General features: G+C 69.5%; 19 protein-coding genes, 1 other RNA gene and 3 pseudogenes. 8 read left to right on the top strand and 15 right to left on the bottom strand.

Translation table 11 applies throughout. From position 1 onward, the window contains the following. Positions 1-31: 31 nt before the first annotated feature. The 3 genes from LXT23_RS13610 to LXT23_RS13600 form a co-directional block, all read right to left on the bottom strand. Positions 32-1885 carry an OmpA family protein gene (locus LXT23_RS13610; RefSeq protein WP_253980600.1) on the bottom strand — a complete coding sequence of 618 codons (1854 nt, stop codon included), beginning with the start codon at positions 1883-1885 and terminating at the stop codon, positions 32-34. A 76-nt stretch (positions 1886-1961) separates the two neighbouring features. Further along, entirely contained in the window at positions 1962-3590 is a 1629-nt protein-coding gene (locus LXT23_RS13605; RefSeq protein ID WP_253980599.1) for a M16 family metallopeptidase, read from the bottom strand. Further along, positions 3590-4948, bottom strand: coding sequence for a M16 family metallopeptidase (locus tag LXT23_RS13600; protein WP_253980598.1), 1359 nt, complete (start codon positions 4946-4948; stop codon positions 3590-3592). Before LXT23_RS13600 ends, LXT23_RS13605 begins: the two co-directional genes overlap by 1 nt. Positions 4949-5172: 224 nt before the next feature. Here LXT23_RS13600 and ssrA point away from each other — a divergent pair. After that, positions 5173-5535: a transfer-messenger RNA gene (gene ssrA / locus LXT23_RS13595) on the top strand. A gap of 102 nt (positions 5536-5637) precedes the next feature. On the opposite strand, the gene LXT23_RS13590 is transcribed toward ssrA, so the two are convergent. The 3 genes from LXT23_RS13590 to LXT23_RS13580 all read right to left on the bottom strand — a co-directional run bounded on the left by LXT23_RS13590 (position 5638) and on the right by LXT23_RS13580 (position 6718). After that, positions 5638-5880 (bottom strand): hypothetical protein, encoded by a 243-nt coding sequence (locus tag LXT23_RS13590; protein ID WP_253980597.1) that lies wholly within the window; start codon positions 5878-5880, stop codon positions 5638-5640. A gap of 69 nt (positions 5881-5949) precedes the next feature. Then, a complete protein-coding gene (locus LXT23_RS13585) occupies positions 5950-6399 on the bottom strand; it encodes a hypothetical protein (RefSeq protein WP_253980596.1) in 450 nt (149 codons plus the stop codon). A 148-nt stretch (positions 6400-6547) separates the two neighbouring features. Next, positions 6548-6718: a hypothetical protein gene (locus LXT23_RS13580; protein WP_253980595.1), complete on the bottom strand. Its 171-nt coding sequence runs from the start codon at positions 6716-6718 to the stop codon at positions 6548-6550. 443 nt (positions 6719-7161) lie between these two features. Here LXT23_RS13580 and LXT23_RS13575 point away from each other — a divergent pair, with 443 nt between their 5' ends. Further along, positions 7162-9588 carry a hypothetical protein gene (locus LXT23_RS13575; RefSeq protein WP_253980594.1) on the top strand — a complete coding sequence of 809 codons (2427 nt, stop codon included), beginning with the start codon at positions 7162-7164 and terminating at the stop codon, positions 9586-9588. Between the two features lie 184 nt (positions 9589-9772). Here the strand turns inward: LXT23_RS13575 and LXT23_RS13570 are convergent, their stop codons facing one another. Together LXT23_RS13570 and LXT23_RS13565 are read right to left on the bottom strand one after the other, a co-directional pair. Beyond that, a complete protein-coding gene (locus LXT23_RS13570) occupies positions 9773-9979 on the bottom strand; it encodes a hypothetical protein (protein WP_253980593.1) in 207 nt (68 codons plus the stop codon). Positions 9980-10113: 134 nt separating this feature from the next. Next, positions 10114-10551: a hypothetical protein gene (locus LXT23_RS13565; protein WP_253980592.1), complete on the bottom strand. Its 438-nt coding sequence runs from the start codon at positions 10549-10551 to the stop codon at positions 10114-10116. Positions 10552-10685: 134 nt separating this feature from the next. Here LXT23_RS13565 and LXT23_RS13560 point away from each other — a divergent pair. After that, positions 10686-10943: pseudogene (locus LXT23_RS13560) on the top strand (helicase C-terminal domain-containing protein); the annotation flags it as partial. 65 nt (positions 10944-11008) lie between these two features. Here LXT23_RS13560 and LXT23_RS13555 read toward each other — a convergent pair. Further along, complete coding sequence (locus LXT23_RS13555) at positions 11009-14128, bottom strand: CARDB domain-containing protein (RefSeq protein ID WP_253980591.1); 3120 nt, start codon at positions 14126-14128, stop codon at positions 11009-11011. A 118-nt stretch (positions 14129-14246) separates the two neighbouring features. Between LXT23_RS13555 and LXT23_RS13550 the strand changes: the two are divergent. Next, positions 14247-14429, top strand: a pseudogene (locus LXT23_RS13550) (double-CXXCG motif protein); the annotation flags it as partial. A gap of 294 nt (positions 14430-14723) precedes the next feature. Here the strand turns inward: LXT23_RS13550 and LXT23_RS13545 are convergent. From LXT23_RS13545 to LXT23_RS13535, 3 genes and pseudogenes are all read right to left on the bottom strand, one after another. Continuing rightward, the gene (locus tag LXT23_RS13545) at positions 14724-15398 is read right to left on the bottom strand and encodes a hypothetical protein (protein WP_253980590.1); all 675 of its coding nucleotides are present in this window, start codon (positions 15396-15398) and stop codon (positions 14724-14726) included. A gap of 430 nt (positions 15399-15828) precedes the next feature. Beyond that, positions 15829-17340: a DUF4253 domain-containing protein gene (locus LXT23_RS50355; RefSeq protein WP_253980589.1), complete on the bottom strand. Its 1512-nt coding sequence runs from the start codon at positions 17338-17340 to the stop codon at positions 15829-15831. Positions 17341-17472: 132 nt separating this feature from the next. Continuing rightward, positions 17473-17728 (bottom strand): annotated as a pseudogene (locus LXT23_RS13535) (ISKra4-like element ISMfu2 family transposase); the annotation flags it as partial. 240 nt (positions 17729-17968) lie between these two features. Between LXT23_RS13535 and LXT23_RS13530 the strand changes: the two are divergent. Beyond that, on the top strand, positions 17969-18943 hold the full coding sequence (locus LXT23_RS13530) for a hypothetical protein (protein WP_253980588.1): 975 nt from the start codon (positions 17969-17971) through the stop codon (positions 18941-18943). A 212-nt stretch (positions 18944-19155) separates the two neighbouring features. Further along, entirely contained in the window at positions 19156-19599 is a 444-nt protein-coding gene (locus LXT23_RS13525; RefSeq protein WP_253980587.1) for a hypothetical protein, read from the top strand. A 38-nt stretch (positions 19600-19637) separates the two neighbouring features. Here the strand turns inward: LXT23_RS13525 and LXT23_RS13520 are convergent, their stop codons facing one another. Further along, entirely contained in the window at positions 19638-21233 is a 1596-nt protein-coding gene (locus LXT23_RS13520; RefSeq protein WP_253980586.1) for a serine hydrolase domain-containing protein, read from the bottom strand. A gap of 320 nt (positions 21234-21553) precedes the next feature. Beyond that, on the bottom strand, positions 21554-22954 hold the full coding sequence (locus tag LXT23_RS13515; protein WP_253980585.1) for an ELWxxDGT repeat protein: 1401 nt from the start codon (positions 22952-22954) through the stop codon (positions 21554-21556). Positions 22955-23133: 179 nt separating this feature from the next. Here LXT23_RS13515 and LXT23_RS13510 point away from each other — a divergent pair, with 179 nt between their 5' ends. Continuing rightward, entirely contained in the window at positions 23134-24585 is a 1452-nt protein-coding gene (locus LXT23_RS13510) for a galactose oxidase-like domain-containing protein (protein WP_253980584.1), read from the top strand. 6 nt (positions 24586-24591) lie between these two features. Here LXT23_RS13510 and LXT23_RS13505 read toward each other — a convergent pair whose 3' ends face one another. Beyond that, positions 24592-24792, bottom strand: a complete 201-nt coding sequence (locus tag LXT23_RS13505) for a hypothetical protein (protein WP_253980583.1) — start codon at positions 24790-24792, stop codon at positions 24592-24594. Between the two features lie 134 nt (positions 24793-24926). On the opposite strand from LXT23_RS13505, the gene LXT23_RS13500 reads away from it, so the two are divergent. Further along, positions 24927-26051, top strand: a complete 1125-nt coding sequence (locus LXT23_RS13500) for an SMI1/KNR4 family protein (RefSeq protein ID WP_253981378.1) — start codon at positions 24927-24929, stop codon at positions 26049-26051. Positions 26052-26054: the final 3 nt, after the last annotated feature.

Raw genomic sequence — 26054 nt, 5'->3', positions numbered from 1 at the left:
CTCGACGGCGTCCCGGCCCCACCCTCCACCGCTACTTCTTCTTGTCCTTGTCCGGTGCCGCGCCGCCGGGAGCCGGCGTGGCTCCGGCGGGAGGCTGCTGCCCGGCCGGGACGACGGTCTCCTTCTTCTCGGTCTCCACCTCGGAGCGGACGAGGCGGAAGTCGACGCGGCGGTTCTTCGCGCGGCCCAGCGCGGTGTCGTTGGTGGAGATGGGCCGGTCGAACCCGAAGCCCGCCGAGCTGAGGCGCTTCTTGTCGATGCCGCGGCTCACCAGGTACTCGAGCACCGAGCGGGCGCGCTTGTCGGACAGGCCCATGTTGAGGGCGCGCGAGCCACGGTTGTCCGTGTGGCCCTCGATGAGGACGGGGCCCAGCGTGGGGTTCTTCCGCAGCACCGTGGCGACCTCATCCAGCAGCGGGTACGAGCGCTTCTGGATGACGGCGGAGCCCGTCTCGAAGAGCACGTTGCCCTTGATGCGGATGCGGTCCGACTCCACGAAGACGTAGGGCGGCGAGTCGAACGGGCAGCCGTTGTTCTCCGGCGGGCCGAACACGTCGGGGCAGTCGTCCTCGGCGTCGGGCACCTCGTCGCCGTCGGTGTCCGGGCAGCCGTCGTATTCCTTCGGGCCGGGCTTGTCCGGGCACTTGTCGAACTCGTCCATGATTCCGTCGCCGTCGCTGTCGCGCTCCGGGCAGCCCTTGCGCTCCTTGGTGCCCTTCTCCTCGGGGCAGCCGTCCTCGCCGTCGACGATGCCGTCCCCGTCGTTGTCCGGGTCCATGCAGCCGTCGTTGTCCTGGAAGCCGTCCTTGTCCTCGGCCTCCATGGGGCAGCGGTCCCTCACGTCGGGCACGCCGTCGCCGTCCGAGTCGAGGAACTTCTCGTCGTAGCGCAGCGCGAACATGACGCGCAGGGCCTCGCGCCCGTAGCCGCTGGAGAGGTTGAGACCGCGGCCCACGTTCAGCTCCAGGCCCCAGTTGCCCCACACCTTCGCGCGGGCGCCCACCAGCAGCTCCCACGGCGACTTGAGCGAGTCGGCCTGGTCGAAGTTGAAGGGGCGCACCAGCGGCGTGCCCAGGTGCATCTCCGCCACGCCCTCCACGTCGGTGAAGCGGCCCAGGTTGGGCAGCTCCGCCACCGCGCCGGCGCCCAGCGTCAGCTCGTCGTCCACCAGGAGGTTGAGGTACTGCGCGTGGGGACGGATGCGCACGCCCACGTTGCCCAGGACGCGGAAGGGGATGGGCAGGAACTCGAAGCGCTGCTCCACCGCCAGGCGCGGGGCCCAGAGCACGCCGCGCTCACCGGTGAAGCTGGACGCGCTGCCGGTGGGCAGCCGCACCTCGGCCACCAGCGACACGCCTACGGGGAACTTCTCGCGGTCCAGCAGGTGGACGCGCGGCAGCAGGCGGATGTCTCCAATCGTGGTGCGGCTCACGCCCGCGGCGCCGGGGAAGTCCGGGGCGTCGAGCGCGTCTCGCAGCAGGTTGAAGTTGTCGCCCTGCAGCAGGGTGAAGGGCAGGTCCACGGCCAGCTCCAGCCGCTCGTGGAGCTGGTACGCGAAGAGCAGGTGCGCATCGAGCCGGTAGGGCAGCAAATCCCCCAGCTTCTCGTCACCCAGCTTCAGCGCGAGGATGCGCCAGTTGAAGTCGAAGAGGAGCGCGCCTCGGAAGCTGCCGACGGGCTGGCCGCTGGCGGTGCCCTCCAGCGCGATGCCGCTGTGCTGCGCGGCGGTGGCCTTCACCGGAACGGCGTCGAACCCTCGGGAGAAGGGGTCGTGGTCCGCGCGGGCCGCCACCGTGACCAGCAGCACGGCCAGGGTCGCGAGTCGGATGGCTGCGCCGCGCAGGGGCCGCCAGAAAGGTAGGAGCCCGGAGCTGATGCCTCGCATGTCTCAAGCTCTTACCATCCGGCCATGGGGGGTGGAAGGAAATGACCCACCCGCCAGGGCCGAATCCAGCACTGCTCTATTTCTCCATCACCGTCTGCACGGGAACGACTTGGATGGCGTCCGCGCGCACGGGCAGCTTGAAGGAGGAGATGGCCTCGTCCTGCTTCAGCAGCTCCGGCGTCTTGGGTGACGCGTAGCTGATGGGCGTGGGCTGGCCGGAGCGCAGCGCCTGGGCGAGCCCCTCCGCGTCCTGGGTGACGAAGGCGAAGTTGAGCGCGTCCGGGTGCACGTGGCGGCGCAGGGCCTCGTGGAGGGACTGGGGCGTCATCTTCGTGAGCGCCTGGCGGTACTGCTCCAGGAAGCTCGGCGTGCCGTGGAACATGCCGTCGATGGCGTAACCCAGGCGGCGCTGGTCGGTCTGCTCCCAGAGGCGGGTGTAGCCCTGGAGGTAGCCGCGCATCAGCTCGAAGCGCTCCTGGGGGATGCCCTCCTTCACCAGCCGGTCCAGGAAGTACACCGCGCCCCGGGTGGCGAAGGCGCCGTTGGTGGGGACGACGGGGCGAATCCACACGGTGTGGTCCTGCTGCGTGCGGGCGATGTTGGTGCGGTTGTACGTGGAGCCCGGGTCCTCGATGAAGTGCTCCGCGTACGCGTAGTTGCCGTAGTTGAGGCCGCGCTGCTCGCGCAGTTCGTTGAAGAGCACGCCGAGGAACTGGCGGTGCTCGCCCAGGTGCGAGAAGGCGAGCGCCAGCGGGAAGAAGTCCGGGTCCCCGCGCCGCACCGGGGTGACGTAGCCCATGCTGATGGCGGTGGAGAGCGTGGACTTCTGGACGATGACGGCGCGGCCCGCCGTGGTGGGCACGGGGGGCAGCTCCACGCGCGGAGCGCCCTGCGCGGGCAGCGCGGCCAGGCGCGAGGTGACGGCCCCCTTCAGCGCGTCGTCCACCGGGCCGGCCAGGCCGATGACCAGCCGGTCCTGCGTGAAGACGCGGCGGGCGTGGGCCTTCACGTCGTCGAGCGTAATCGCCTTCAGCCCCTGCACGGTGCCGCCGACGTAGTGCGCGTACGGGTGGCCCTGGTAGAGGAGCGCGTCGAGCGCCACCTTGCCGAGCGCCTCGTCATTGGCGCTGCGCAGGCCGTTCTCCACGTCGGAGATGGCGTTGGCGCGCAGGCGCTCAAGCTCGGCCGCGTCCAGGCGCGGGTTGAGGAGCACGTCGGTGAAGAGCTCCAGGAAGCGCGGCAGGAAGTCCTTGTGGACGCGGCCGGAGAAGGCCGTGAACTCCTTGTCCGTGTAGGAGCCCAGCTCCGCGGCCATGGGGTAGAGCGCCTCCAGCAGCTGCGCGGAGGTGAGCTTCTGCGTTCCGCCCTGGGCCATCAGCGTGGCGGTGAGGTCGGTGAGGCCCTCCTTGCCCTTCGGGTCGTCCACCGAGCCCGTGTGGAACACGAGCCGGAAGCTGACGATGGGCGTGTCCGGGCGGGCCAGGACGACCAGCTCCATGGGCTTGGGGCGCTTCAGCGGCACGGCGGGCACGGCCTCCGGGCGCGCGGGCGGTGGCGGCTGCGCGGGCGGCGGCGCCTGCTCCAGCGCGGAGGACGCGGGCACCGCGGGAGGCGGCGCGTTCGGGTCCACGGGCGGCTTCGGGGTGGAGGCGCAGCCGGCGAGCCCGAGCAGGGCGGCGAGGGACACGAGAGCACGGGTCTTCATCACTTCGTCCCTCCGGTGCTGGCCGTCTTGGGGGTGAGGCTGAGCAGGATGAGCCGGTTGGCGGTGAGGTACTTCTTGGTGAAGTCCTGGAGCTGGCCGGGCGTCACCTTGGACAGGTTCTGCAGGTGGCGCTGGAGTCCGTCGGGCGTGCCGAGGATGCCGGCGTACCAGGCGAGGCGGATGCCCAGGTCGCGCGGCGTCTCCAGCGACATCAGGGTGCCGTAGCGCGCGTTGTCCTGGATGGCCTTCACGCGCGCGGCGTCCACGCGGCCGGCGGCGAGGTTGCTGACCTCCTTGAGGAGGGCCAGCCGCACCGGGTCGCGGTGGCGCTCGTCCTTGAGGGTGGCGGTGAGGGTGAAGAGGTGCGGGTCCCGGTGCTCGGTGTAGTCGCTGCCGATGGACTCCACGAGCTGCTTGTCCAGCACCAGCGACTTGTACGCGGGGCTGGTGGGGCCGGTGAGGTAGTCGACGAGGACCGTCTGGAGCGCGGCGTCGGGTGTGGTGGTGGACGCGGCGGGGGTGCGCCAGGCGAGGACCTGCCGGGGCTGGGTGGGCTGCGGCCAGTCGATGTGCGCGGTGCGCGGGCCGGCCTGGGGCGGCTCGGCGGGGACGGCGACGGGCGTGGCCTTGCGGTTCCACGGGCCGTAGTGCTCGCGCACGAGCTTCATCACCTGCGCATCGTCGAAGTCGCCGACGATGAAGAGCATGGTGTTGTCGGGGGTGTACCAGCGCTCGAAGAAGGTGCGGCTGTACTCATAGGCCTGGGGCATCGCCTTGATGTCCTCGTAGAAGCCCATGGTGGTGTGCCGGTAGGTGTGCCTGGTGAACGCGGTGGCGTTGAGCTCCTCCTCCATCTTCAGGAAGGGGGCAGCGGCGTTCTTGTGGTACTCGCCGAGCACGGCGAGCGCCTCGGTCTGGAAGGTGGGCTCGGCGTACTCGAGGTTCCGGAAGCGGTCCGCCTCGATTTCGATGAGCTGGGGCAGGCCGGCGGCGGGACCGTAGGAGTAGTAGACGGTGACGTCGTCGGCGGTGAACGCGTTGTCGTCGTAGCCGAAGGTCCCCATGATGCGCTCGCGGGTGCCCTCGGGGTTGTTCTTCGTGCCCTTGAACATCATGTGCTCGAAGAAGTGGGCGAAGCCCGTCCTGCCGGGCTCCACCTCGTTGCGCGAGCCCACGCGCACCAGGGTGACGTAGGCGATGATTCCCTGGGACGGGTAGGGGACGCGCACCACGGTGAGGCCGTTGGGCAGCTTCTCGGTGGCGAGGGTGTAGGGGAAGGAGGCGGTGGGCCCGGACTGGGCGGCCGCCGGGAGGGCGGCCCCCAGCAGGAGCAGCAGGAGGGGAAGCAGTCGTCTCATTCGCGGTCCTCGTGGCCAGGCTCGGGTAGGGCAGCCTGGCGAGGGGGCGACCCTACGACGCCACGGTCGTTGGAGGAGCAGGTTGTGCGGGAAGTGTCCGCGGGCGTGCGCGAAGGTGCGGCGCGGGGTGGTCAGGAGGATTGACGGCCCCCCGTCAGCGGTTAATGTGAGGTGGCGCGGCTGAGACTTGGCCGCGCGGCAGTCGCAGTGGCAGTGAACCTACCGGGGGCGACCTGGTTTCGACGGGGGCAACGAAGTCCGAGACGCGTGCCGAGCTTGTCTGGTAGCTCGTAAATCCAACCTGGCAGAGACACAAAAGCCAACGACAACGTTGAGCTCGCGCTGGCTGCCTAACAACAGCTCTTAGTGCGCGGTCCCCTCGCTCTCGGCCTGTGGGGTGGGGTCGGACCGTCATAATGCAGGCTGGCTGCCGAGGGTGCCTGGGCCCGAGGTGGCGAGATCTTCCAGGACCGGCTCGGAGTATCCCGTCCGTGGGAGCCTCCGGGACGTAGCAAATCGCGGACTACGCACGTAGGGTCGAAGGACAGAGGGCTTTCGGACGCGGGTTCGATTCCCGCCGCCTCCAAGCAGCAAAGAACCCCGTGGCGCCGGAAGGTGCCACGGGGTTTTGTTTTCCCTGAGGCCGCCACGGGCAACCGGGCGAGCTGGCCGAGCTCTTGGCCCTTCAACTAGGGCGAGGTCGTCACGCGGTCCGCGAGGTAGGCGTCCTGGTGGAGCGCCTTGAGCACCCCGTAGATGTTGTGGACGGTTTTCGGCGCGATGGCGCCCTGGACGCAGCGCTGGCGGAAGAGGTCGACGAGGTGCTGGGGGCGGGACTCATCCGTCCTCAAGTCCGCGACGAGTCCCTCGCGTTGCTCCAGCCAAGGCCGGACGTAGCGGGCCAGGGTGATGGAGCGGTGTCGGGTGAGCAATGGGCTCCAGCGTCCCGGGGCTGGGTCGCCAGCGCTGTGCGCTCGAGACTTCAGGCCCCGGGACGCTCGTCACCACTCTTCTGGCGCACAGCCTCCGCAACTCTGCACGGTGATGAGCTCGTACTTCGTGCAGGATTGCTGGAGCTGGTTGAAGCAGACTTGGTAGCGGTACCGGCTCTGATACTTCCTGGGCATGACGTCACACGTGGAGCAAAGCCTGCACCCGGGGTCGGCAATGCACCCCACGGCGCCACAGTTCGCGAAGGAAGACCAGGTGCCACAGGAGTCATACCCGACACAGCTGTTGCTCGCTGGGCAGATGGCGGTCGCATACGCGAGGACCTCGTCGGAGGGGCGGTGCCTGTCCGCGAGCAACTCAACGAGCTCCGGCGACAGCGATGGCTCCACCGATGCCTCACCCGAGGTATCGATGGGTTCCAATTCATCGGATGCCACGGGGCCACATCCCGCCAACAGTCCCAACACGAGAACGCCAGCCAATACCTTCACGGGCTTCATGTTGACTCCGGTGCGCCCGCCTCGAGGGCGAATGGTGTGACAGCAATTGAGGCAGGCGCATCAATGCAGCACGCACGATTTGTGCGAGCACGCTCACACAAAGGGCAGTGTCTGTTTTCGAACCTCTCGGACTGCGGGGGATGCCAGCTCAGGCCACCGCGCCCGGCTCCGCTGCGAGCGACTTCACGCTCGACTCGAAGGATTCCATCCAGCCGCGCGCCACCAGGGAAGGCGGCGTCGAGCAGCATCCGGTCTCCCAGCGGGAGAAGGTACGGGTGGCGAAGGCGAGCGGACGCAGGCCAGCCAGCAGCAGGACCATGTCCCGCTCCACGTGAGCCTGCAACGCGGTGCCCAGCCGCTGCTCGTGCTCGGACTCGAAGGATAGGACGGAGGGGGGCCCTTTTGAGGGCGGCGGGCGGGTGTGCTGTGAGGGATGCCAGCACCCGGCGACGGCCTCCACACCGAGGGCATGCGAAGACGTCCAGCGCGAACGTTCGTTGCTGGGGACGGTGCAGTCGGCTTCCTGCCTGGGCGCGGGTGGAGCAGGCGCCGGCTTCTGGGGCGCAGGGGCCGCGGGCTCACCTCTGCGCTCACAGCCGCAGAGGAGCGCGAGTGACAGCAGGAGCGGAGGAAGTGCGCATGGAAGGGTGTGACCTCTCCAGGGCACGTCAGCCGAAGGTTTTCAGCCGGCTCCGTTGTGAGTGCGCCAATTTTCCCTGAAAGGGCCGGCGCGTGCATCCTCGTCTGACACCTCGACTCCCCTTGCTGGCACTCCTCGTGGCCCTGGCGGCCTGCTCGAACACTGGCGGCGGCGGTGGCGACCCCAAGGACCCCGATGGGGGCTCCGACAACGCGAAGGTGGCCAGCATCGTCGTCACCCCGGACCAGAGCTTCCTGTGGGTGGGCGAGCGACTGACGCCCGCGGCGTACGCCTACGACGAGCGCGGCAAGCTGCTGGAGGACGTGAGCTTCACCTGGTCCGGCACCGACGCCACGGTGGCGCGCATCGAGGACGGACGCGTCCACGGTGCTTCCAGCGGCGTGTCCCTGGTGACGGCTTCCGCCGGAAGCGTCAAGAGCTCGGCGGTGACGGTGCTGGTCGCCGACCCCCCGGAGGGCCTGAAGACCTCCGACGAGCTTCTCGCCATGGCCGCCGAGGCGGGGCTCCTGGCGCCGCACGAGGTGCTCACGTACCGCGTCTTTGCCGCCTTCAATGACCCGCGCCTGCCGCTCCAGTACAAGGGCCGCGCGACGGGCGCCTACGAGACGGCCGCGCTCCAGGACGTCATCGACCAGTACGACACGCTGTCCGCGCAGACGAAGGCCCTGGTGGACCCGTACCTGGTTCCGCCCGCGGACGGTGCGAGCTGGCTGGCGCCTCCCGGGAGCGGCCAGGGGCTCGGCAACAGCCGCCCCACCTGCAAGGGCACCACCGACGGGTGGAGCCTCGTCAACGCTCCCACCGCGAATGTCAACGTCTGGTACCAGACCACGGTGTCCGGGCAGAAGAAGAAGGCCGCCGTGGTGTCGGATGCCATTGAGAAGGACATCTGGCCCAAGCTCTTCGGGGCGCTCGGCTTCCCCACGCCCCTTCCAGACTCCACCGCGTTCTGCTCGCTCGGCAGCCCGAAGCTCGACGTGTTCCTCGTGACCACCAGCGCCTTCCACGGCCTCACCGTTCCCGAGTTTGGCGCGCCCTACCAGTCCTCCGTGTTCATCATGCTGAACGAGGCCCTGTCGGACGACGAGCTGAGGGGGGCCGCCGCGCATGAGCTGATGCATGCCAGCCACTGGGCGTTCCGGACGAAGTCGTTCCAGGCGAGCTACGGCTGGCTTCGCGACGCGGTCGCCAACTGGGCCATCGACGCCGTGTACGGCAAGAGCCTCCAGCTCGAGCAGAACTACGCGAACTGCTACCTGAGCTCGGTGGAGCTTCCGCTGCAGGACCGCTCCACGGGCCACTGCCTCAAGATGGGCAGCGACGTGGCGCGTGACTACGGCGCGTACCTCTGGATCCAATACATCGCCAACACGCTCAGCCCGGCCACGGTGAAGAGCATCCTCGCGGCGACGGGGAGCGTGGACACCGGCGTGGAGGCCATCAATGCGGTGATTCCGGGAGGCTTCCAGAAGCACTGGCCCCTCTTCGGGAAGATGCTGTGGAACCAGGCCCCGGTGGACTCGAAGCCCGCGTCCTTCACGACGTGGGACGCCCTGAGCGAGGCGGTGAAGAGCGATGACCGGAAGGGGGACCTGTCCGGCGCGCCGACGCTCAGGGACTTCCTGGAGGCGGAGCTGAAGAGCCTGTCGCACCGTGTCTACTACTTCGACTTCACGGACCCGCAGACCCGCTCGATGCTCTTCTACAACGGCTTCTTCGAGCAGAAGAAGGCGGGCAAGCACGTCAAGGTGCAGGCGCTGTGGATGGACGGCTCGAACGGATGGCAGGAGGAGGACTGGTCCGACTACGAGTTCGTCGGGCTCTGCCGCGACATGAAGAACCAGCGCGCGCAGCACCTGGTCATCATCCTCAGCAACGCGGAGACGGAGGTGGGCGGCAGGGTGACGGCCTCCGAGGCGCCCTACCTGAGGCGCAACAACGTGGGCTGCTGGAAGCTCCAGGGGACGGCGAACGTCCTCGAGAAGCAGCCGAACTGGACGGGGCTCGGACGCAAGGGCGTGACGAACGTGACCTACGAGGTGGACGCCGCGTCGATGCTGCTCGACTACAAGAGCCCGCTCTTCCCGGACACGCTCCGGGTCGGCGCGAGCCTGCTCATGTTCCCGAGTGGCTCGTTCTCCTTCGAGGCGGGCTATGGCAGCGGCCCCTGCTCGTACAGCTTCGGCCCCGCCAACTTCACGGTGCTCCCGCTCTCCGGCGTCGTGATGACGAACCACTTCCCCGAGCTGCACAGCCCCGACGAGACGGTGACGAAGTGGCTGAGTACGCCGGCGCGCTCATACGCCGCCTCGTTGGCGGACGCCTCGGGCATCCAGGAGCGGGTGGCGGGCAAGGACTGCCAGAGCCCCCACTACACCATCACGGGCAACCTCCTCCTCACCAATGAAGCTCACGGCGAGGTGCACGTGAATCCTCCCACCGTGCTGCCGGATGGGCGGTTCTTGAAGACGTACACCGACCTGGGCTTCACCTTCGATTGGAGTTTCACACCCCAGTCGGAGCCGTGACAGCGGCCAAGGAGGCTGGGCCGAAGTGCGACTACCTGTTCGGCCACGTCAAGGGGCATCCGGGTCGCAAGGGCTGGGTCCTGGCCTCACAGCTTCCGAAGTCCTCGCGAGCCCCCACGGACGCCGAGCGCGGTAGGCCCACCTCCAAGGACTTCGACCTGCGAGAGAAGGCGGGAGGCCTCGACTACCTCAACGGCAAGGACAAGAAGGTGTTGCAGGTCCTCCAGCAGGACCTGACGTTGAACCCGGAGAAGTTCAGCCCGGCCTCCATGATGGTGATGCGGCAGGACTGGCCTTCCAGGGTGTCGCACTCGGGCAGATTCGAGTCGAGCGCCTGCGATGCCTCGGCCTCGGAGCTGGGAGCCTTCGCTGCGCCTGCGGCGGGCTCCATGGGCCCACAGGCAAGGAACAATGCGTTCATCGAAACCAGACTGCGTGGACCGAATGGGCGGCCTTCGAAGCGCCCGGAACTCGCTGCTGCCGAGCCGCGAGGACTTCGGCGATCGACTTGTTCATCTCCGGGCCCTATGCGGCGGGCCCGACGAGCGTGAACGGATCGTGGACGACGACGCGGATCGCCGCGGCGAGCTCGGGCTCGAGCCGCGACCGCCTGGTGTCCTCGACCGTCCGAAAGGCGACGCGCAGCCGCTGGTAGAGCCGCACGAAGTAGAATGGCAACGAACCATTGACGTACATGCCGCCGCGATTGCGGCTCATCGTGTGTGCTGTGACCCGCATGGGCTCGAAGAACGACAGCGCGGTCGCCAGCTCGAGGCACTTCTCCTCTGCGCGCCGGGGATGCAGCGCGGCGAGCAGGAGCAGCATCGCCAGCGGATCGTCGCTCGCGAGCCAGGCGCCCGAGACCGTCGCGCGATCGGAGCCGAGGTCCTGCGGCGATGACCAGTCGCGGTTGCGGCCGGCCACCTCGTCCATCAGGTCGGTGAGCGTGCGCCGCGTCGTCATGCAACGATGATACAGCACGGCGCGCCGTTGTTCGGCAACGAGCTGGCGGCCGGCCGGGGTCCGCTCGCCCGCAGCGACAGTCGGGCCAGCGGTCGCTGGCGGCAGCACAGGCGGTTCGATTCCCGCCCAACCCGTTGCTGCAGCGGGGCGAGGAGCCCTTCGACGCGTACCCGCTGCCGCAGGCGGCGCTGGCGCTGCGGCAGGGCTTCGGGCGGCTCATCCGCACGCAGGCGGACCGGGGCATCGTGGCCATGCTGGACCGGCGCATCGTGACGAAGGCGTACGGCCGGGTGTTCCTCTCCAGCCTGCCGCCCGCGCGCCGCATCGACGATGGGGTGGAGCTGAGCCGCTGGTTCAACGGCCCGGTGCGGCCGGTGCGCACGCTTCGCTGAAGAGGCCCGGCACACGCCGCGCCCCGGGACAGCGGGACGCGGCGGGCCGGCTCTTACGACTCAGCTCAAGGCGTAACGGACACGGTGAAGATCGCCATGGCGTTGTTGTCCTCGAAGAGCTCCTGACGCGCTCCTGCCGCGTCCGCCACGGCGCCCACGTAGTACGCGCCCGGGGTCATCACGTTGGCGTTCACCGTGCGCGAGCGGGTGGTGCACTGGCCCACGTCGAGCCACACCCCCGTCACCGTGCCCAGGTAGAGGTCCTCCGGCGGCAGCGAGCCCGCTGGCGGGCGGATGATGCTGTCCGCGGAGAGGAACAGGTCCACGTCCGTGGTGCTCGGGGACTGCCCCCGGTTGCAGACCAGGACGCTCACCGCGAACGCGGCGCCCTGCCGCACGCTGGCGGGTGCGAAGACCCCCATGAGGACGAAGTCCGGCCTCAGGCCCACGCCGATGCGGCTGCCCGTGTGGATGTTGTTGTCCTCGATGAGCTCCGTGCGCTGCAGCCGTGGGTCCGCCACCGCACCCAGGAAGTACCCGCCCTCCGGCAGCGACGACGGCGCCGTCAGGCCCAGTGCGTGGCTGGCGCACTGGCCCGCGTTGAGGGGCACCCCCGCCACCGTGCCCAGCAGGAAGTCCTCCACGAACCGGGGCGGTGACGCCGGACGGATGACCGTGTCCGCGGACAGGTACACGTCCACGTCCACCGTGGCCGCCTGCTGTCCCCGGTTGCACACCGTGACGCTGGCGCTGAAGGGACTCCCCGGCTTCACGCTGCTCGGACCCGAGACGGCCGTGACGACGAAGTCCGGCTGGTTGCCCAGCCCCAGGCGGTAGCCGGACGCGGTGTTGTTGTCCTCCCGCAGCTCCAGGTGCTGGCCGCGCGGGTCCACCACCGCGCCGAGGTAGTACGCCCCCGGACTGCCCGGAGGCGGCGGGCTCGCGAGGCCCGTCACCGGCACGGTGGCGCACCGGCCCGGCTGGAGGACGTCCACCAGGGCCTCACCCACGCGCAGGTCCTCCACCATTCCCCCGCTCGCGGTGGACCGGAGGATGGCGTCCTCGGACAGGAGCAGCGCCACCTCGGTGCCACCCGGCTCGGTGCCCTGGTTGCACACCGTCACCTGCGCCGTCAGGGCCTGGCCGGTCTGTACGCTCGCGGGGCCCTTCACGGCGGTGATGATGAAGTCGGGCTCCTCGCCCACGCCGATGCGGTAGCCGGACGCGATGTTGTTGTCCTCGCGCAGCTCCGTGCGCTGGTTGCGCAGGTCCACCACCGCGCCCAGGTGGTACGCGCCCGGAGTGCCCGGGGAGGGCAGCCACGCCGAGCCTGGCACCGCCAGCGTGGTGCACTGTCCCGGCGCCAGGGTGTCCGTCGGGGCCCCGCCCACGAAGCGGTCGTCCGAGGAAGCGGGTCCGGTGTTGGGGCGGATGACCTCATCGGCGGACATGTACAGCTCCACCTCCGTCCCGCCCCACTGGGTGCCCTGGTTGCAGACCGTCACCTGCGCGCCGTGCGGCTGGCCCTCCCGCACGCTGGCGGGGCCCTTCACGGCGGTGACGACGAAGTCAGGCCCGTCACCCACTCCCAGGCCCCGGCTCGCCGAGGTGTTGTTGTCCTCGCGAAGCTCCGTCACCCACTGACGCGGGTCCACCACCGCGCCCAGGTAGTACGCGCCCGGAGTGCCCGGGTAGGGCAGCCACGCCGGCTCCGGCATCGCCAGCGTGGTGCACTGGCGCGGAGCGAGGAGGCCCGAGGACCCTCGACCCACCAGGCGGTCCTCGGAGGGGGCTTGTCCGGTGTGGGGGTGGATGACCTCATCGACGGACATGTACAGCTCCACCTCCGTATCGCCCCACTGGGTGCCCTGGTTGCAGACCGTCACCTGCGCGCCGTGCGGCTCGCCCTCCCGCACGCTGGCGGGGGCCTTCACGGCGGTGACGACGAAGTCCGGTCGCTGGCCCACGCCGAGGCGATGGCCCGACGAGGTGTTGTTGTCCTCCAGGAGCTCGGAGACGTTGCCATTCGGGTCCACCACCGCGCCCAGGTGGTACGGACCCTCCACACCCTGAGGAGGCAGCTGGGCGTAGGCCTGGACCGGGAGCGTGGAGCACTGGCCGGGGACGAGGAGGTTCACCGAGGCCTGGCCCGCCGGTGAGTCCTCCATGGGCCCCGGGCCGGTGTTGGGGCGGATGACCGCGTCGGCGGACATGAAGAGCCCCACCTGCGCGCCGCCGGCTTGCGTCCCCTGGTTGCAGACCGTCACCTGCACGGGGAACGGCTGGAAGGGCTGCACGCTCTCGGGGCCGGTGACAGAGGTGACGATGAAGTCCGGCGCGTCGCCCACGCCGATGCGGAAGGCGGCGTGGATGTTGTTGTCCTCGCGCAGCTCGGGGCGCGAGGCCCGCGGGTCCACCACCGCGCCCACGTAGTAGGCACCTGGGCTGCCCGGGCTGGGCGTGGAGACCCGGCCCTGCACCGGGAGGGTGCGGCACTGGCCGGGCATCAGCATGTCGGAGTGCGCGATGCCGAGGGGCGCATCCTCCAGCGGGACGCTGCCGGGACGGATGACGGTGTCCGTTGACAGGTACAGCTCGACGGGGGCTTCACCGGGCTCGGTGCCCTGGTTGCAGACCGTGGCGTGGAAGCTCAGGAGCTGGCCGTCCCTCGCGCTGGGGGGGCCGTCCACCCGCGTGACGACGAAGTCGGGGCCGTACCCCACGCTCATCGGACCGTGCAGCCGCGTGTTGTTGCTCTCGTTGGACTCGAGCTCGCGGCCGTAGGGGTCCACGAGCGCGCCCACGTACCACGCGCCCACCGACGGCGCGGAGTCGACCTGCAGCGAGCGCGTCTCGCAGGCTCCTGCCCGTAGGTAGCCCAGGGACACCCTCCCACCAAAGACATCTGTCGAGATGGAGAGGCCGGTGTCATCCGACAGCACCAGCGCCACCTCCGCTGCGCGCTCCACGTCCCCCTGGTTGCAGACCGTCACCGTCGCTTCGAACGGGCTGTCAGGAGGCGTGCTGGGCGGCGCGCGCAGCGCCGTCACCACGAAGTCGGGTCCTCCCAGCCCCTGCCTCGTGTCCTTCAGTGACTCTTCGGAGGTGTCATTCGAGGTACACCCCGCCGCTACGCTCGCCAGCGCAAGCGCGCCGACGAACGTTCGTCCGATGTTTCGTTGCATGTGTGTGTCTGCTCCCTGCTGGCCTGGTGCTACGCGCCGGCTTTACAAGTCGCCGAGCGGCCCGACGAAAGCAGCGAGGGTGGATTTCTATTTTCTCAGGGGATGCCGCGCAGCCTCAGGCCGACGCGGGTTCCAGCGACCCGACGAGCCCATCCTCGACGCGGCCTCACTCCCCACGGACCTGGACCTGTTCCGGGTGGGCAACTTCGCGACGATGAGCATCGGCACCGAGCGCTTCATGGAGGCGGTGCGCCGGCTGGAACTGGACGGCATCACCTTCCGCGAGTTGCCCACGCGCTGAGCGGCGCCGGAGAGCCGGGCTCAGCGTCGGTTGAGCAGCCGCTCTGACGCCGGGGCCTCGTCCTCGAAAACCTTGCCCCCGCTCGGGCTCGGCCACTGCGTGGGCCTGTTGCAGGTGCATGGCAGGATGGAGGCCAGGTGGAGGGTGAGTGCTGGAGCGGAGGTGCCGAGGAGGGCCGCTGACGGGAGCCCCCGAGCTGTGCGCCAGCCGCACACGCCTGGATGCTCGCCAAGGGATGCGAGCCAGCAGAAAGCGAATGCCGGCTCACACCTCGAGACGGCATGCTAGCTCAGCTCAGGGCCGGTACTTGCACTTCATTCCGTCGCCGAAGATGTTGTTCCAGGGATACGCGCCGCGCGGACCGCAAATGTTGTACTCGTCCTGCGCGGCGATGCGACCGGTCGATTGGGCTTCGGTGTACGAGGAGCCTGCGGAGATCTGGAAATTCGCGCGGAAGCAGGCGTCCTTGGAGCCGTAGCCATCGTAGTTGGTGGACGCCAGGCAACCGTTGTTGCTGTTGTACTGAGCAACCCACCACTCGAGTCCGCCGGAATCCGCGCAGCGCTTGAGAGCGGCCACGTACCAGCCGATCCACTTGCTCCGCACGGGGTCCGAGTGGGAGCACACCATGGTGTGCCCCGTGGCGACCGTGGTGTTGACGACCTTGCCGTCGCAGGTGCCGCTCACCCACAGCCACGTGCCATTGCTGCAGCGAAGCTGGGCTGTGCCGCTGCGCTCACCGCCTGCCGCCATGACGGAAACGTTGGAACCATCACTGGTCGCGAAAACATTCCCGCTGCAGGAGTAGGTCCCCACAGTGTTCACATTGGAGTTCCAGGCCGCCCACTGCTGCTGGCTCCAACTCGCGGTGCCGCTCGGACAGGACAGGCCTGCCGCGTGAACGCCTTGCTCCGGCGACTGCCCGAAGTCTCCCGGGGCGTCAGTGGATGGCGAGAAGCCTTCGAACACAGCCTCGGATGCCGATTCCGACGACTTCAGTTCCTCACGGTTGGCGTCAGTCTCGCCCCCGCACCGTCCCGGCCAGGGCCGCACTCCACACGCTACGAAACACCAATGCACGAATTCGCATCTTTCCCCTCCAGTGATTGTGAGTACCCGACGTGCCAGACTCGACGGAACCGGGCCCAGCCGCGCATCGGCTGCGCGGCGGAGCCCGACCGTCGAAAGTGATGAGCCGGCGCGGCCGAAAGTCATGCGTTTAATTCGCGGGCAGCTCGTCAGACCTGATTGTTTGTCGAGGCAAATCTCCAGCACCGGGCCGCGAGGACCTCGCGGAGCAGGCGGCGCGGGACATCGCCAAGGGGCTGACGAAGGCCCTCTTCGCGAACCACCACGTCACCCCTGGCGGTGCTGGGGCTGGCCCTCTCCGCCGCGCGCCTCAGTCCCACCAGAGGTGCCAGGTGGTCGACTCCAGCAGCGCGGCAGCCTCCTGCTCGGCCGTGCCCAGATTCGAGGGCACCAGCGCCAGGTGCTCGTACGCGAGGGCCAGCGCGGCGTCCCGGTCCTTCGGAAGCCGGTCCACCACCCACTCGACGGTGCCGGGAGTGACGGAGGCGACGCGGGCGCCGTAGCGCTCCTCCCAGCGACGCGCCATCGCCGTCACCTTCACCAGGGACGGAGTGGACTCTCCGGCCTGCAGGAGGATGGGCAGGAAGGCCACCGTCTTCCACGCCGCATCCGTGGGCACGAGCGCGATGCGCACCCTCCCGTAGGGCTTGCGGGACAGCGGCTCCACCACCGCACCGAGCGACGTGCGGACACCTTGCGCCTCGTCCTCGTCTTCGCCCATGTCGCTCCGCGGCGCGGCGCGGGCCTTCGCAATCAGGGCCTCCACGTCCACGCGCTCGGCGAGCGCCACATTCGAGGGAGGGTCCTCCACCGGGTCCGCCCACATGGGCAGGCCGATGTGGTTGTCGGGCCGGGGCAGCTTCGGGCGATTCTTCCGCTCCTCCGACCAGGCGAGGTGCGCCTCCCTCAATTTGCCTTCGTCCCCGCCGAGGAGCACGGGGCGGTAGCCGGTGCGGGAGGCCTGGGCATCCAGCGTGCGCCACAGCCGCTCCGCCTTCTCGCCGGGCACGTCCGCGTAGAGGACGCCGTAGCCCTCTGGATAGAGCGCATGCAGCGGCCCCAGGTCCAGCCCCTTCAGCGGCTCGGGCGTGGGCACCTCGGGGACAATCCCGCGCAGGCCCTCGAAGCGCTCGACGTCCAGCGAGGGCTGGTAGAAGCGCGGCCGCAACGCCTGGGGAGGCAGGTCCTCGAGGATGTCGCTGAGCGCCTCCTCGGTGTCCGGCATCTCCACCTCGGCCCCCACCGTGAGCGACGGGTCCAGCAGCCGGGCCTCGCGCAGCGACAATTGCAGGCGCGGGTCCTTGACTGTCTCCACCACCTTCACGCTCGTCCACGACCTGTCCCGCGCTATCGGCATCCGGGTCCACGGGTGGCGCTTCAGCGTGCGCGCCTCCAGGTCCAGGCCGGAGCGCCGGAGCGCCGTGCGCAGCTCGGCCTCGTCCACGCCCACGACGGCGGCCGCGCGCGACAGCACCCGGGCCTCCGGGTCCGCGAGGCGGACGAGCAGGTGCGGCAGGCGCGCGACGTCCACGATGAGCTCCACAGGGTCGCCGGGCGCGAAGTACGTCAGCTCCAGCATCCACTCGGCCTCCCACGTGGAGATTGCCTCGGGGCCCTCGCCCCCTAGCGTGTAGCGCCGGAGCAGCGCGAGCTCGTTGTACGGGACTGCCAGCCGGTGCCGGGCCAGGAGCTCTTCATCGGACCCCTGCGCCGGGCCCAGCGCGGCGAGGATGAGCGCCGCCTCGATGGCGGCCTCCACCCCCTGCGGGTACCGCGGGGCTTCAGGGGGACTGCCGGACGTCTTCGAACCCTGGGTGCTCACGATGGTGCATCCGAAAAGGAGGAGGCTCAACCCCACCGCGAGCGCGGCGGCCGTGTGCCTCCGGAGGAATGTCCGCATGCTGTTCCACTCAAGCATGACGGATACACCTGCAACAACCCTCAGAAGGCTTGACGCAGCCCGGTAGACCTGAGCGCGCAGGGAGGGCGAGCGTGAGGTCCATGGCGGCGTCCCAGCGCTCGGAGAGCACCAGGGAATGGAGGTCGAGCACCTCCTGACCGGACTGCTCCTTCCAGCGGCTGCCGGGGCGCTTCATGCGCAGCGTCCCGAGCGACTTGCAGGTGGCCTCCACGTTGCCGCTGCCGATAGGCAGACCGGCGGCACGGGCGTCGGCGTAGTGCATTCGTTCGCCGTGGTTCTCCAGGAAAGACGACGAGCCACCCGGGCCGACGCCCTTCCTTCGGCCAAATCAAACAGGCGCGAGGCTTCCGGCAACTGCTGCTGCGCGGGCTGCAGAAGGCGCGCGGGGAGTGGGCGCCCGTGGAACGAACATTCCTTCCACGGGTGCCCACCTCCGGCCCGGCCCGTCTGCGCTCTCAGGCGGGGCGCGGCACGGGGAACACCGGCAGACGCTTGAGCCACGGCTCCGGGCGTCGTCAGGATGCGGGCCATGCGCTCCCTCCTGCCGCTCGTCGCATTGCTGTTGTCCTCCATCACCCAGGCCCAGCCTGGCCCTTCCTCCGTCCTCATCCTGACGGGAGATGCCGATGCGGCCCGAGGCCCCACGCTGTTGAAGGAGGCTCAGGCGAAGCTCTCGGCCGCGCCGTACGGGCTGACCTTCGCGCCCGGGTTTCCCCAGGTGGTGCGCAGTGACGCCTACCCGGGGCTCCGCCCCGGCTTCACCATCCTCATCGCCGGCTTCTGTGCGCCGGACGCGGCGGTCGGAGTCCTCGAGGAGCTGAAAAAGGTCTTCCCCGGCGCCTACGAGCGCAAGGTCACCGGCGTGGAGCCCACCAGCTGCCCGAAGCGCACGGCCACGGCGGCGGCACCGGCCCTTCCGAATTTCGATGACGCCCTGGACAAGGGAGGAGCACCCGCGTGCGAGTACAACTGGAAGGGGCGGGTCACCTCGAGCGAATGCACGGACCATGACAGGGAAGGTGTCGACTGGCTCCTCGACAAGAACGACGTCCTCATCATGGCCCAGACGCGCGCGTGCGAGCGGGAGCGCGCCACCAAGAAGCTCATCCTGTCGATGTGCCCCGGGAACGGGCCCGAAATCACCGACAAGATTTCCTGTGAGAAGAGCGACACGACGTGCGTGCATGCGCTCGGCCCGGGCCTCATCGCCGTGGAGCACAGCTACTCGGAGGAGGGGTCGACCAACGTCTCCCTCCGCGTCTACGACGTCGTGAAGCAGAAGCGGCTCACGACCGAGGAGTGGAGCAACGGGTGCGCCATCGGCTTCTGCGAGATGGGCAGCGTGAAGGACGTGGATGGCGACTCCATTCCGGAAATCGTCTTCGGCAACAGTCGGGACCGTCCGGAGCGGCCGGAGCGCATCCTGAAGTGGAAGAACGGCAGATTCAGGGACGTGGGTCCGTTCCTGTGGAAGGGCCAGCCGGACACGCCCAGGCCGGAGTGAGCGCCGCGCGCCTGTTCGGGCGGGGACCTCGAGCTCCCACCCTCCGAGCTGCATGAGCGGGACGGCAGCCCCGTGGAGCCATAGGACCTCCAAGACCTCCTCACCGGGTGGGGAGTCGAATCCCTGGGAGCAGGTATGAGACATTCCGACCCTGGCAGCCCGCATGGCCGCCACGCCGCCGTGTTCCGCCGTTCCCCCCAGGAGAACCCACCATGGTGAAGGCCGTGTCCCGTCAGTCCCGCAAGACGCTCCTCTTCGTGTTCAGTGCGTCGCTGCTCGCGTGCGGTGCTCCGCAGCTGGAGGAGGGGTCCGCCCCCGAGTACGGCGCCACAGAGCAGTCGCTGACGTCCTCCCTGTCGCTCCCCATCCGTGACTCCATCACGGGAGACACCTCCGTCACGAACACCGTCAGCGCCGGCACTCCGCCGTTCACGTACTACTGGCAGAGCACCGAGCAGCGCGCCTGGGACGGCACCACCATCGTCAGCGGTTGGTATGCAGGCTCCAGCACCGAGTGGTTCTACTGCCCCCGCACCGGAAGCCGTGGGCAGGAGTACTTCTGGTCTCTCAAGATGGAGGCCTACGCGGTGGATGCCAACGGCGCCGTCTCCGCCGTCACCTACCGCGGACTCCCCTGCAGCCTCCCGATGGAGTGAGCAGGGGCGTCCCTGGCGAGACCGCGTCCGCTCCGAATCTACTGCGTCACCACGGGCCCGGCCTCGCGGCGGAAGTAGAGCCTCCCTCCGCCGCGCTCCACCACCAGCGCGCTCACCGTGCCACGGGCGTTGCGAAGGAACTCGCAGCGCAGCTGGCCGAAGTCTCCCGGGCCGATGAAGCGGGTCGGCGTCAGCGGTTGGAGTGTCAGCGGGTCTCCCTTGGCCTCGCTCGCCGTCAGCCGTCCGTCGGCGATGCGGACGTCGAGCGTGTCGGATTCGAAGTGGCCCGCGAGGTTGCCGGCCACCTCGCTCGGCACGCTCTTGTCCAGGCGATAGGTCCCGGTGTAGCCGGACATCACTGCAGGGGGCAGGGTCACCGTGCGCACCAACGGATTGACGCCACGGCCGAGCGCGTCCGACAGCGCGTTGCGGATCTCCATCCTCAGCATGTTGCCGTTGGTACCGTTGGTGAGGATGACCATTCCGTCGCCGCTCTCCAGGTAGCCTTCTATCCACGCGCGGTAGCTGTCGTTGGTCCCGGCGTGGTGGAAGACGCGGCTCTGCCCTTCACCCTCCAGGCGGGGCCCGAGGCCGTGAAAGCTCGGCGACACCTCCGTCATCATCTGGATGGCGAGTGGCCGCGGAAGGAACGGGCTCCTGCCCTGGTAGCTGCCAATCAACGCGGCGACAAAGGCCCCCAGGTCATTGGCGCTGGTCCACAGGCCCGACGCCGCCTGCTCCGGGAAGGCCTCCCAGCCGCGAGGCAACGCGGCGCGCGCGCCGTCCTTGTCGTGCGCCTTGGCGATGTTGCCTGGCCTGGCCGGCAGCGGATTGACGAAGGTGCTGCGGCGCATCCCGATGGGCTGGAACACCTCGGCGCGGGCGAGCGCCTCCAGGGGCTTGCGCGTGGCGTTCTCCAGCACCAGCTGCTCGACGGTGATGCCACCTCCGGAGTAGCGCATGCGGGTGCCGGGCTCGAAGTCGATGCGGACGGGCTCGTTCTTGGCCGGCTTCACGCCGTCGAGGGTCTGCACGAGGGTCGGCAGCTTCTCTCCAGGCTGGTAGTCCTCGAAGCCCCACACCGTCAGGCCGGAGGTGTGCGACAGCAGCATGCGCAAGGTGAGCGTGTCCTGGGCGAGCGTGGGCGCCCCGGGCACTCGCCACGAGGTCAGGTACGTGTTGACGTCGCGATCCAGGTCCAGCTTGCCCGCGGCGACCTGGCGCAGCGTGGTGGCGGCCGCGACCATCTTGCTGACCGAGCCCACCGAGAAGAGCGTGTCGCCGTCCACCGCATCCTGGGTACCGGCCTCGCGCACGCCGAAGCCGGCGGCCTGCAAGACCTTGCCGTCCTGGATGATGGCGATGGCGACGCCGGGGACGTGGTAGTGCTCCATGCGCTCCTTCAGGGACCAACCCGGCAATGGCTGGCCTGCCTCGAGCGTGGACGGGCGCAGCCCGTGGTCGAGCGCGGCCAGCACGTTCGGCGGCCGCGTGTTGGCGGCGAAGGCGCTGCTGGAGACCAGCATGACGGCCCACATGGCGGCGCGATACCGCGGGAGCTTCTGGCGAGGCCCGGCGACGGTGGCGTCCGTCCTGGTGCTGCGCATACCCCGGCAGTGCATCACGACGTCCATGCTTGCTCCTCATTGGAGGCGAACTTCCCCTGAGCTGACGACTTGCGCGGCACGAGGGCCTTCGGGACACAGTGGCTGCGGGAGACACAGTGCCCGCGCGCGCACTGCGCGGGAGGAGTTTTCAGCCGGTGGGGACGCACGTGCAGCGAACGGGCACCAGCGAGCAGCGAGCGGGCCGGCTCAGGACGCACGGGACGAGGCCGGCGAGTCATTGCCGGGTGGGGCCCTGAAAGAGCGCCTGGAGCGAAGACGCTGTGGAACCTCGTGAGGTTTGTCCGAGGCGGAGGTCCCCGGGATGCCGCACGTCGTAGAAGTTCCAGCTACTTCGGCGACGTGCCGCAGGGGCCCTCGGGCCGCACCGGCAGGGCCCACAGCGCCCGGGCGCCGGTGCCATCCCCGGCGGTGAAGAAGACCTCCCCGGCGGCGTGGACGAAGCCTTTCGGGTCCGAGGCCCGGTCGCCGGGCGCCAATTCGTCGAGCGCCACCGTTCCCCTTGCCGTGCCGTTGCTCACCCAGGCCTCACGGCCTCGCCCCGGCGTTTCGGCGCTGAAGAACAGGTGGCCCTGGAGCGCCGTCAGCGCCTCGGGGGCCGCGCTGGCCGCGCCGGGGGCGAGGTCCGCGAAGAGGTGGGTGCCCGCGTCCGTGCCATCACTCACCCACAATTCGCGCCCGTGCGTGCCATCGTCCGCGGTGAAGAAGAGGCGGGAGCCCAGGACGGTGAAGTCGCCGGGCAGGGAGCCCGCTTCGCCCGGCCGGAGGTCCTTCACCCGCCGCGTCCCCTCCCGCGTGCCGTCACTGCGCCACAACTCCGCGTCGGTGCCCTCATGGCCGGAGGTGGCGCTGAAGTAGAGCTGCCCGCCCAGGGCCACGCCTCCGTGCACCTGCGCGAACTCACCCACGAGCACGGGGGCACCGCCGTCCGTCACCATCAGGTGGACCATCGGGTCATGCAGGTGGCCCATGACGAAGAACAGGCGGCGGCCCACCGGCGCCAGCGGGTCCAGGATGCCGCCTTCGGCCGGGACACGGGAGAGCTCGACGGCCCGGGCCCCTTCGTTGCTCCGCATCAGCACGGTGGAGAGCCCCTGCAGGTGCGCGAGGAAGTAGAGCGCGCCCTCTTCACCTCGGGTCATCCGGTCGGGCGAGGTGCCCTCGGCGCCCGGGTCGAAGTCCTGGACCAGGACGGTGCCTTCGGGCGTGCCATCGCTGCGCCACAGCTCGCGCCCGTGCTCCGGGTCGCTCGCGGCGAAGTAGAGCCGGCCTCCGGACTCGAAGAGCGACTGCGGCTCCGAGCCGGTGGTGCCGGGCCAGAGGTCCTTCACCTGTCGGGTGCCCTCCGCGGTGCCGTCGCTCACCCACAGCTCGCGGCCATGCTCCGGGTCCTCGGCCGCGAAGAAGACCCTGTCGCCCACCGGGATGGGCTCCGCCGGGCCCATCCCCGTCGGTCCGGGAGGGAAGTCCCGCACGACGCAGCACCCCGGCTTCCGGGTGCCGGTGGTGGCCCAGAGGCTCGTGCCCGGCTCCGCGATGAAGAAGAGGGCGCGGTCGCCGGGCGCCACCTCCAGCGTCCCCGTGTCGGACTGCGCGGGGGCGGGGCCCACCCGGAGCGCGGTGCGCCCGCAGGGGGCCGGGGGCGGCTCCTGGGGCGGAGGCTGGGGACCGGGCGTGGCGCAACCGGAGAGCAGCGCGAGCACCAGGGTGAGTGGACGCCAGTGCCTCATGAGAGCCTCCTCGGCCCGAACGTGGGAGGCTCCTCGCCTATCCGTGCGGGAGTGCGGTGTCTGTCGTCTGCCGGTGACAGTCCCACCCCGGAAATACGACGCTTTCCCAGCCCTGGGGCCGATTGGCTCGCACGGCCTGTCACCTAGGTTCTGGCCCCTGCAACCGGCAGGAGGCCGCCATGGCGTTGAGAGTCGTCTTCCCCTGGCCGAGGGTGCTCGCGGCGTGGCTCGTCGTGGCCTGGGCGTTCCCGGTCCGGGCGCAGACTCCCGCCGAGGTGGGGCAGTGGTCGAGCGTCATGTCCTGGCCCCTCTCGGCCACGCACACGAGCCTGCAACCGGATGGCCGGGTGATGTTCATCGGGGAGTTCGACGAGGGGAACCTGCCTCCCCGGCGCTGGGACCCGGTGACGAACACCGTCACCGCGCTGCCGCACCCCGGCTACAACATCTTCTGCGCCGGCCACTCGTACCTCGCGGACGGCAAGCTGCTCTTCACCGGCGGGCACGTGACGAGCAACGTGGGGCTCAATGACGGGAGCCTCTATGACGCCTTCACGGCCTCGTGGATTCGCCTGCCGGACATGAACGCCGGGCGCTGGTACCCCACCAACACCACGCTCTCCAACGGGGACGTGCTGGTGGTGTCCGGAGACATGAATGGCAGTGGCAACGTCAACACGCTCCCGCAGCGCTTCCTGGCGAGCACCCGGACGTGGAGGAACATGACCACGGCCCGGCTGGCGCTGCCGCTGTACCCGAAGATGTTCCTCGCGCCCAGTGGCCGGCTCTTCTACGCGGGGCCGTCGCGGGCCAGCCGCTGGTTGAGCACGGCGGGCACGGGCACCTGGAGCACGGGGCCGTCCAGCAACTACGGCACGCGCAGCTACGGGCCCGCCGTCTACCTGGACGCGAAGGTGTACATCATCGGGGGAGGGGACCCGCCGACGGCCACCACCGAGGTCATCGACCTCGACGTGAGCGCCCCCAGCTGGCGGTACGTGTCCTCGATGAGCACGCGCCGGCGCCAGCACAATGCGACGCTGCTTCCCGACGGCACGGTGCTCGTCACGGGGGGCAGCTCCGGCAGTGGCTTCGACAATGCGGGCACGCCGGTCTTCCATGCCGAGCTGTACGACCCCGCCGCGAACACCTGGAGGCGGCTGGCGAGCAACACCGTGTACCGGGGCTACCACGCCACCGCGCTGCTGCTGCCGGACGGGCGGGTGCTGAGCGCGGGAGGCCGCAACCGGCGCACCGCGGAAATCTACTCGCCACCCTACCTCTTCAAGGGCGCGCGGCCGACGGTGAGCGCGGCGCCGGACACGGTGATGCCCGGAACGACCTTCACCGTGACGACGCCCGACGCGGCGCGGATTCGCAAGGTGACGCTCATCGCCCTGGGCTCGGTGACGCACACGTTCGATGAGAATCAGCGGCTGGTCACCCTGCCGTTCACCGCCGGCAGCGGAAGCCTCACCGTCACGGCGCCCACCTTCAACAGCCGGGCGCCGCCAGGCTACCACCAGCTCTTCCTGGTGAACGACGCCGGGGTGCCCTCGGTAGGGCGGATGGTGAGGGTGCTGCGCAGGCCCACCGTCGCCGCCGCCGGAGCCTCGGGGGAGGAGCAGTAGCCAGGGCTACATTCCGGGTTCGTACTCGAGCGTGGCGGTGACGCCCTGGGCGTCCACCCCGTTGCCAGCGCCATCCCGGATGGTGACTGTCGCCGTGTAGCTGCCGGGGAAGACCTGGATGGCGCACCAGGCGGGGCCACCTCCCGAGCAGGTCACGCCGCTCCACGGGTACGTGTAGCCGGAGACCGGGCTGAGCATGTCGAACACGAGGGTCTTTCGCCGTGAGCGGCCCGCGGACATTGATTGACGTCATCCGGACCAAGCCACTTAGCGCTGAATCATGGAATATTCCATCCACGTGTCCGGAGGCGAAGGATAGGAATGATGCGGAGGCGACCGTGATGGAGATGACCGAGCTCTGGCGGCGGCTGAAGGCCTGGTTCCAGGATTACGCCCCGGAGGTGGTCGCCAGCCTGAATCCTGGCGCCACGGAGGCGCAGTTGGTGCAACTCGAGGAGCGGCTCGGGCGCCGCCTGCCCGAGGACTTCCGCGAGTCGTACCTGCTCCACAACGGGCAGGACGACGACGCGACCGGGCTCGTCTTCGGCATGGAAATCCAGCCCCTGGACTGGAGCATGGAGCAGATGAACTGGCTCGAGGAGTTCCCCAGGATGGCTCCCGACCTGCTGCACAACGAGGGGGCGAGGCCCGCGGAGGCCGTCCATTCCCTCCGCGCGCACCCCGCCTGGGTCCCCGTCACCTGGGATTCCGGTGGCAACTACATGGGGCTCGACATGGCTCCGGGCCCCAGGGGTCAGGTCGGCCAGGTCATCATCTTTGGCTCGCGCGAGAACACCAACTACGTGGTGGCCTCGAGCTGGAGGGCATTGCTCGAGCTGGTGCTTCACATGCTGGAGAACGGGAACGTGGACCTGGGCGACAAGGAAAGGTCCACGCGGCCGATGGACCCGCTGGTTCCTCCGTCCTCGCACTTCCACGACTACATCGCACACCTCTACAAGAGGGCCGGAGCGGCGCGGGACCGCCCACCCTCGCTGGAGGACGTGACCCTCACGGCCGCGTCGGAGTTCATCCGCCCGTTTGGGGCGGACCGCGAGGCGCGGCTCCGGCGGTGGGCCACCGGGCTCGAGTTCTTTCGCCTCTACCTGCAGGAGGGCAGGGACGGGGACGCGTTCGTGGTCTCGCTCCGGTGCTCGACGGGGCAGGAGCTGCGCGAGACCCAGCAGTCCCTGGAGGCGGTGTTGCGGGAGCTCCAGCTCAACGAGGACATCGCGCGCTTCACGTCCGAAGGGGAGGTGCTCTCCCTGCTGCTCTCGGGCACCGAAGGAGAGTCCTGGAACGTCACCGACGCGGACTTCGAGCAGGCCCGGCGCGTGGAGGAGGCACTCCAGCCCTACCGGGCGCGAATCCTCAGCCCACCCCGGGCCAGCCCCAGGTGCATCTGTCCGGAGTACTACCCCGGGTTCTGGGGTCTGGCTGCTCACGTTCCGCTCCGGGAGCCGTGAGCG

Origin of the sequence: Pyxidicoccus xibeiensis (assembly GCF_024198175.1) — a bacterium.
Classification (GTDB): Bacteria; Myxococcota; Myxococcia; order Myxococcales; family Myxococcaceae; genus Myxococcus; species Myxococcus xibeiensis.
The sequence above is the reverse complement of the archived record's forward strand: the minus strand, read 5'-3'. Positions and strand labels throughout refer to the sequence as shown.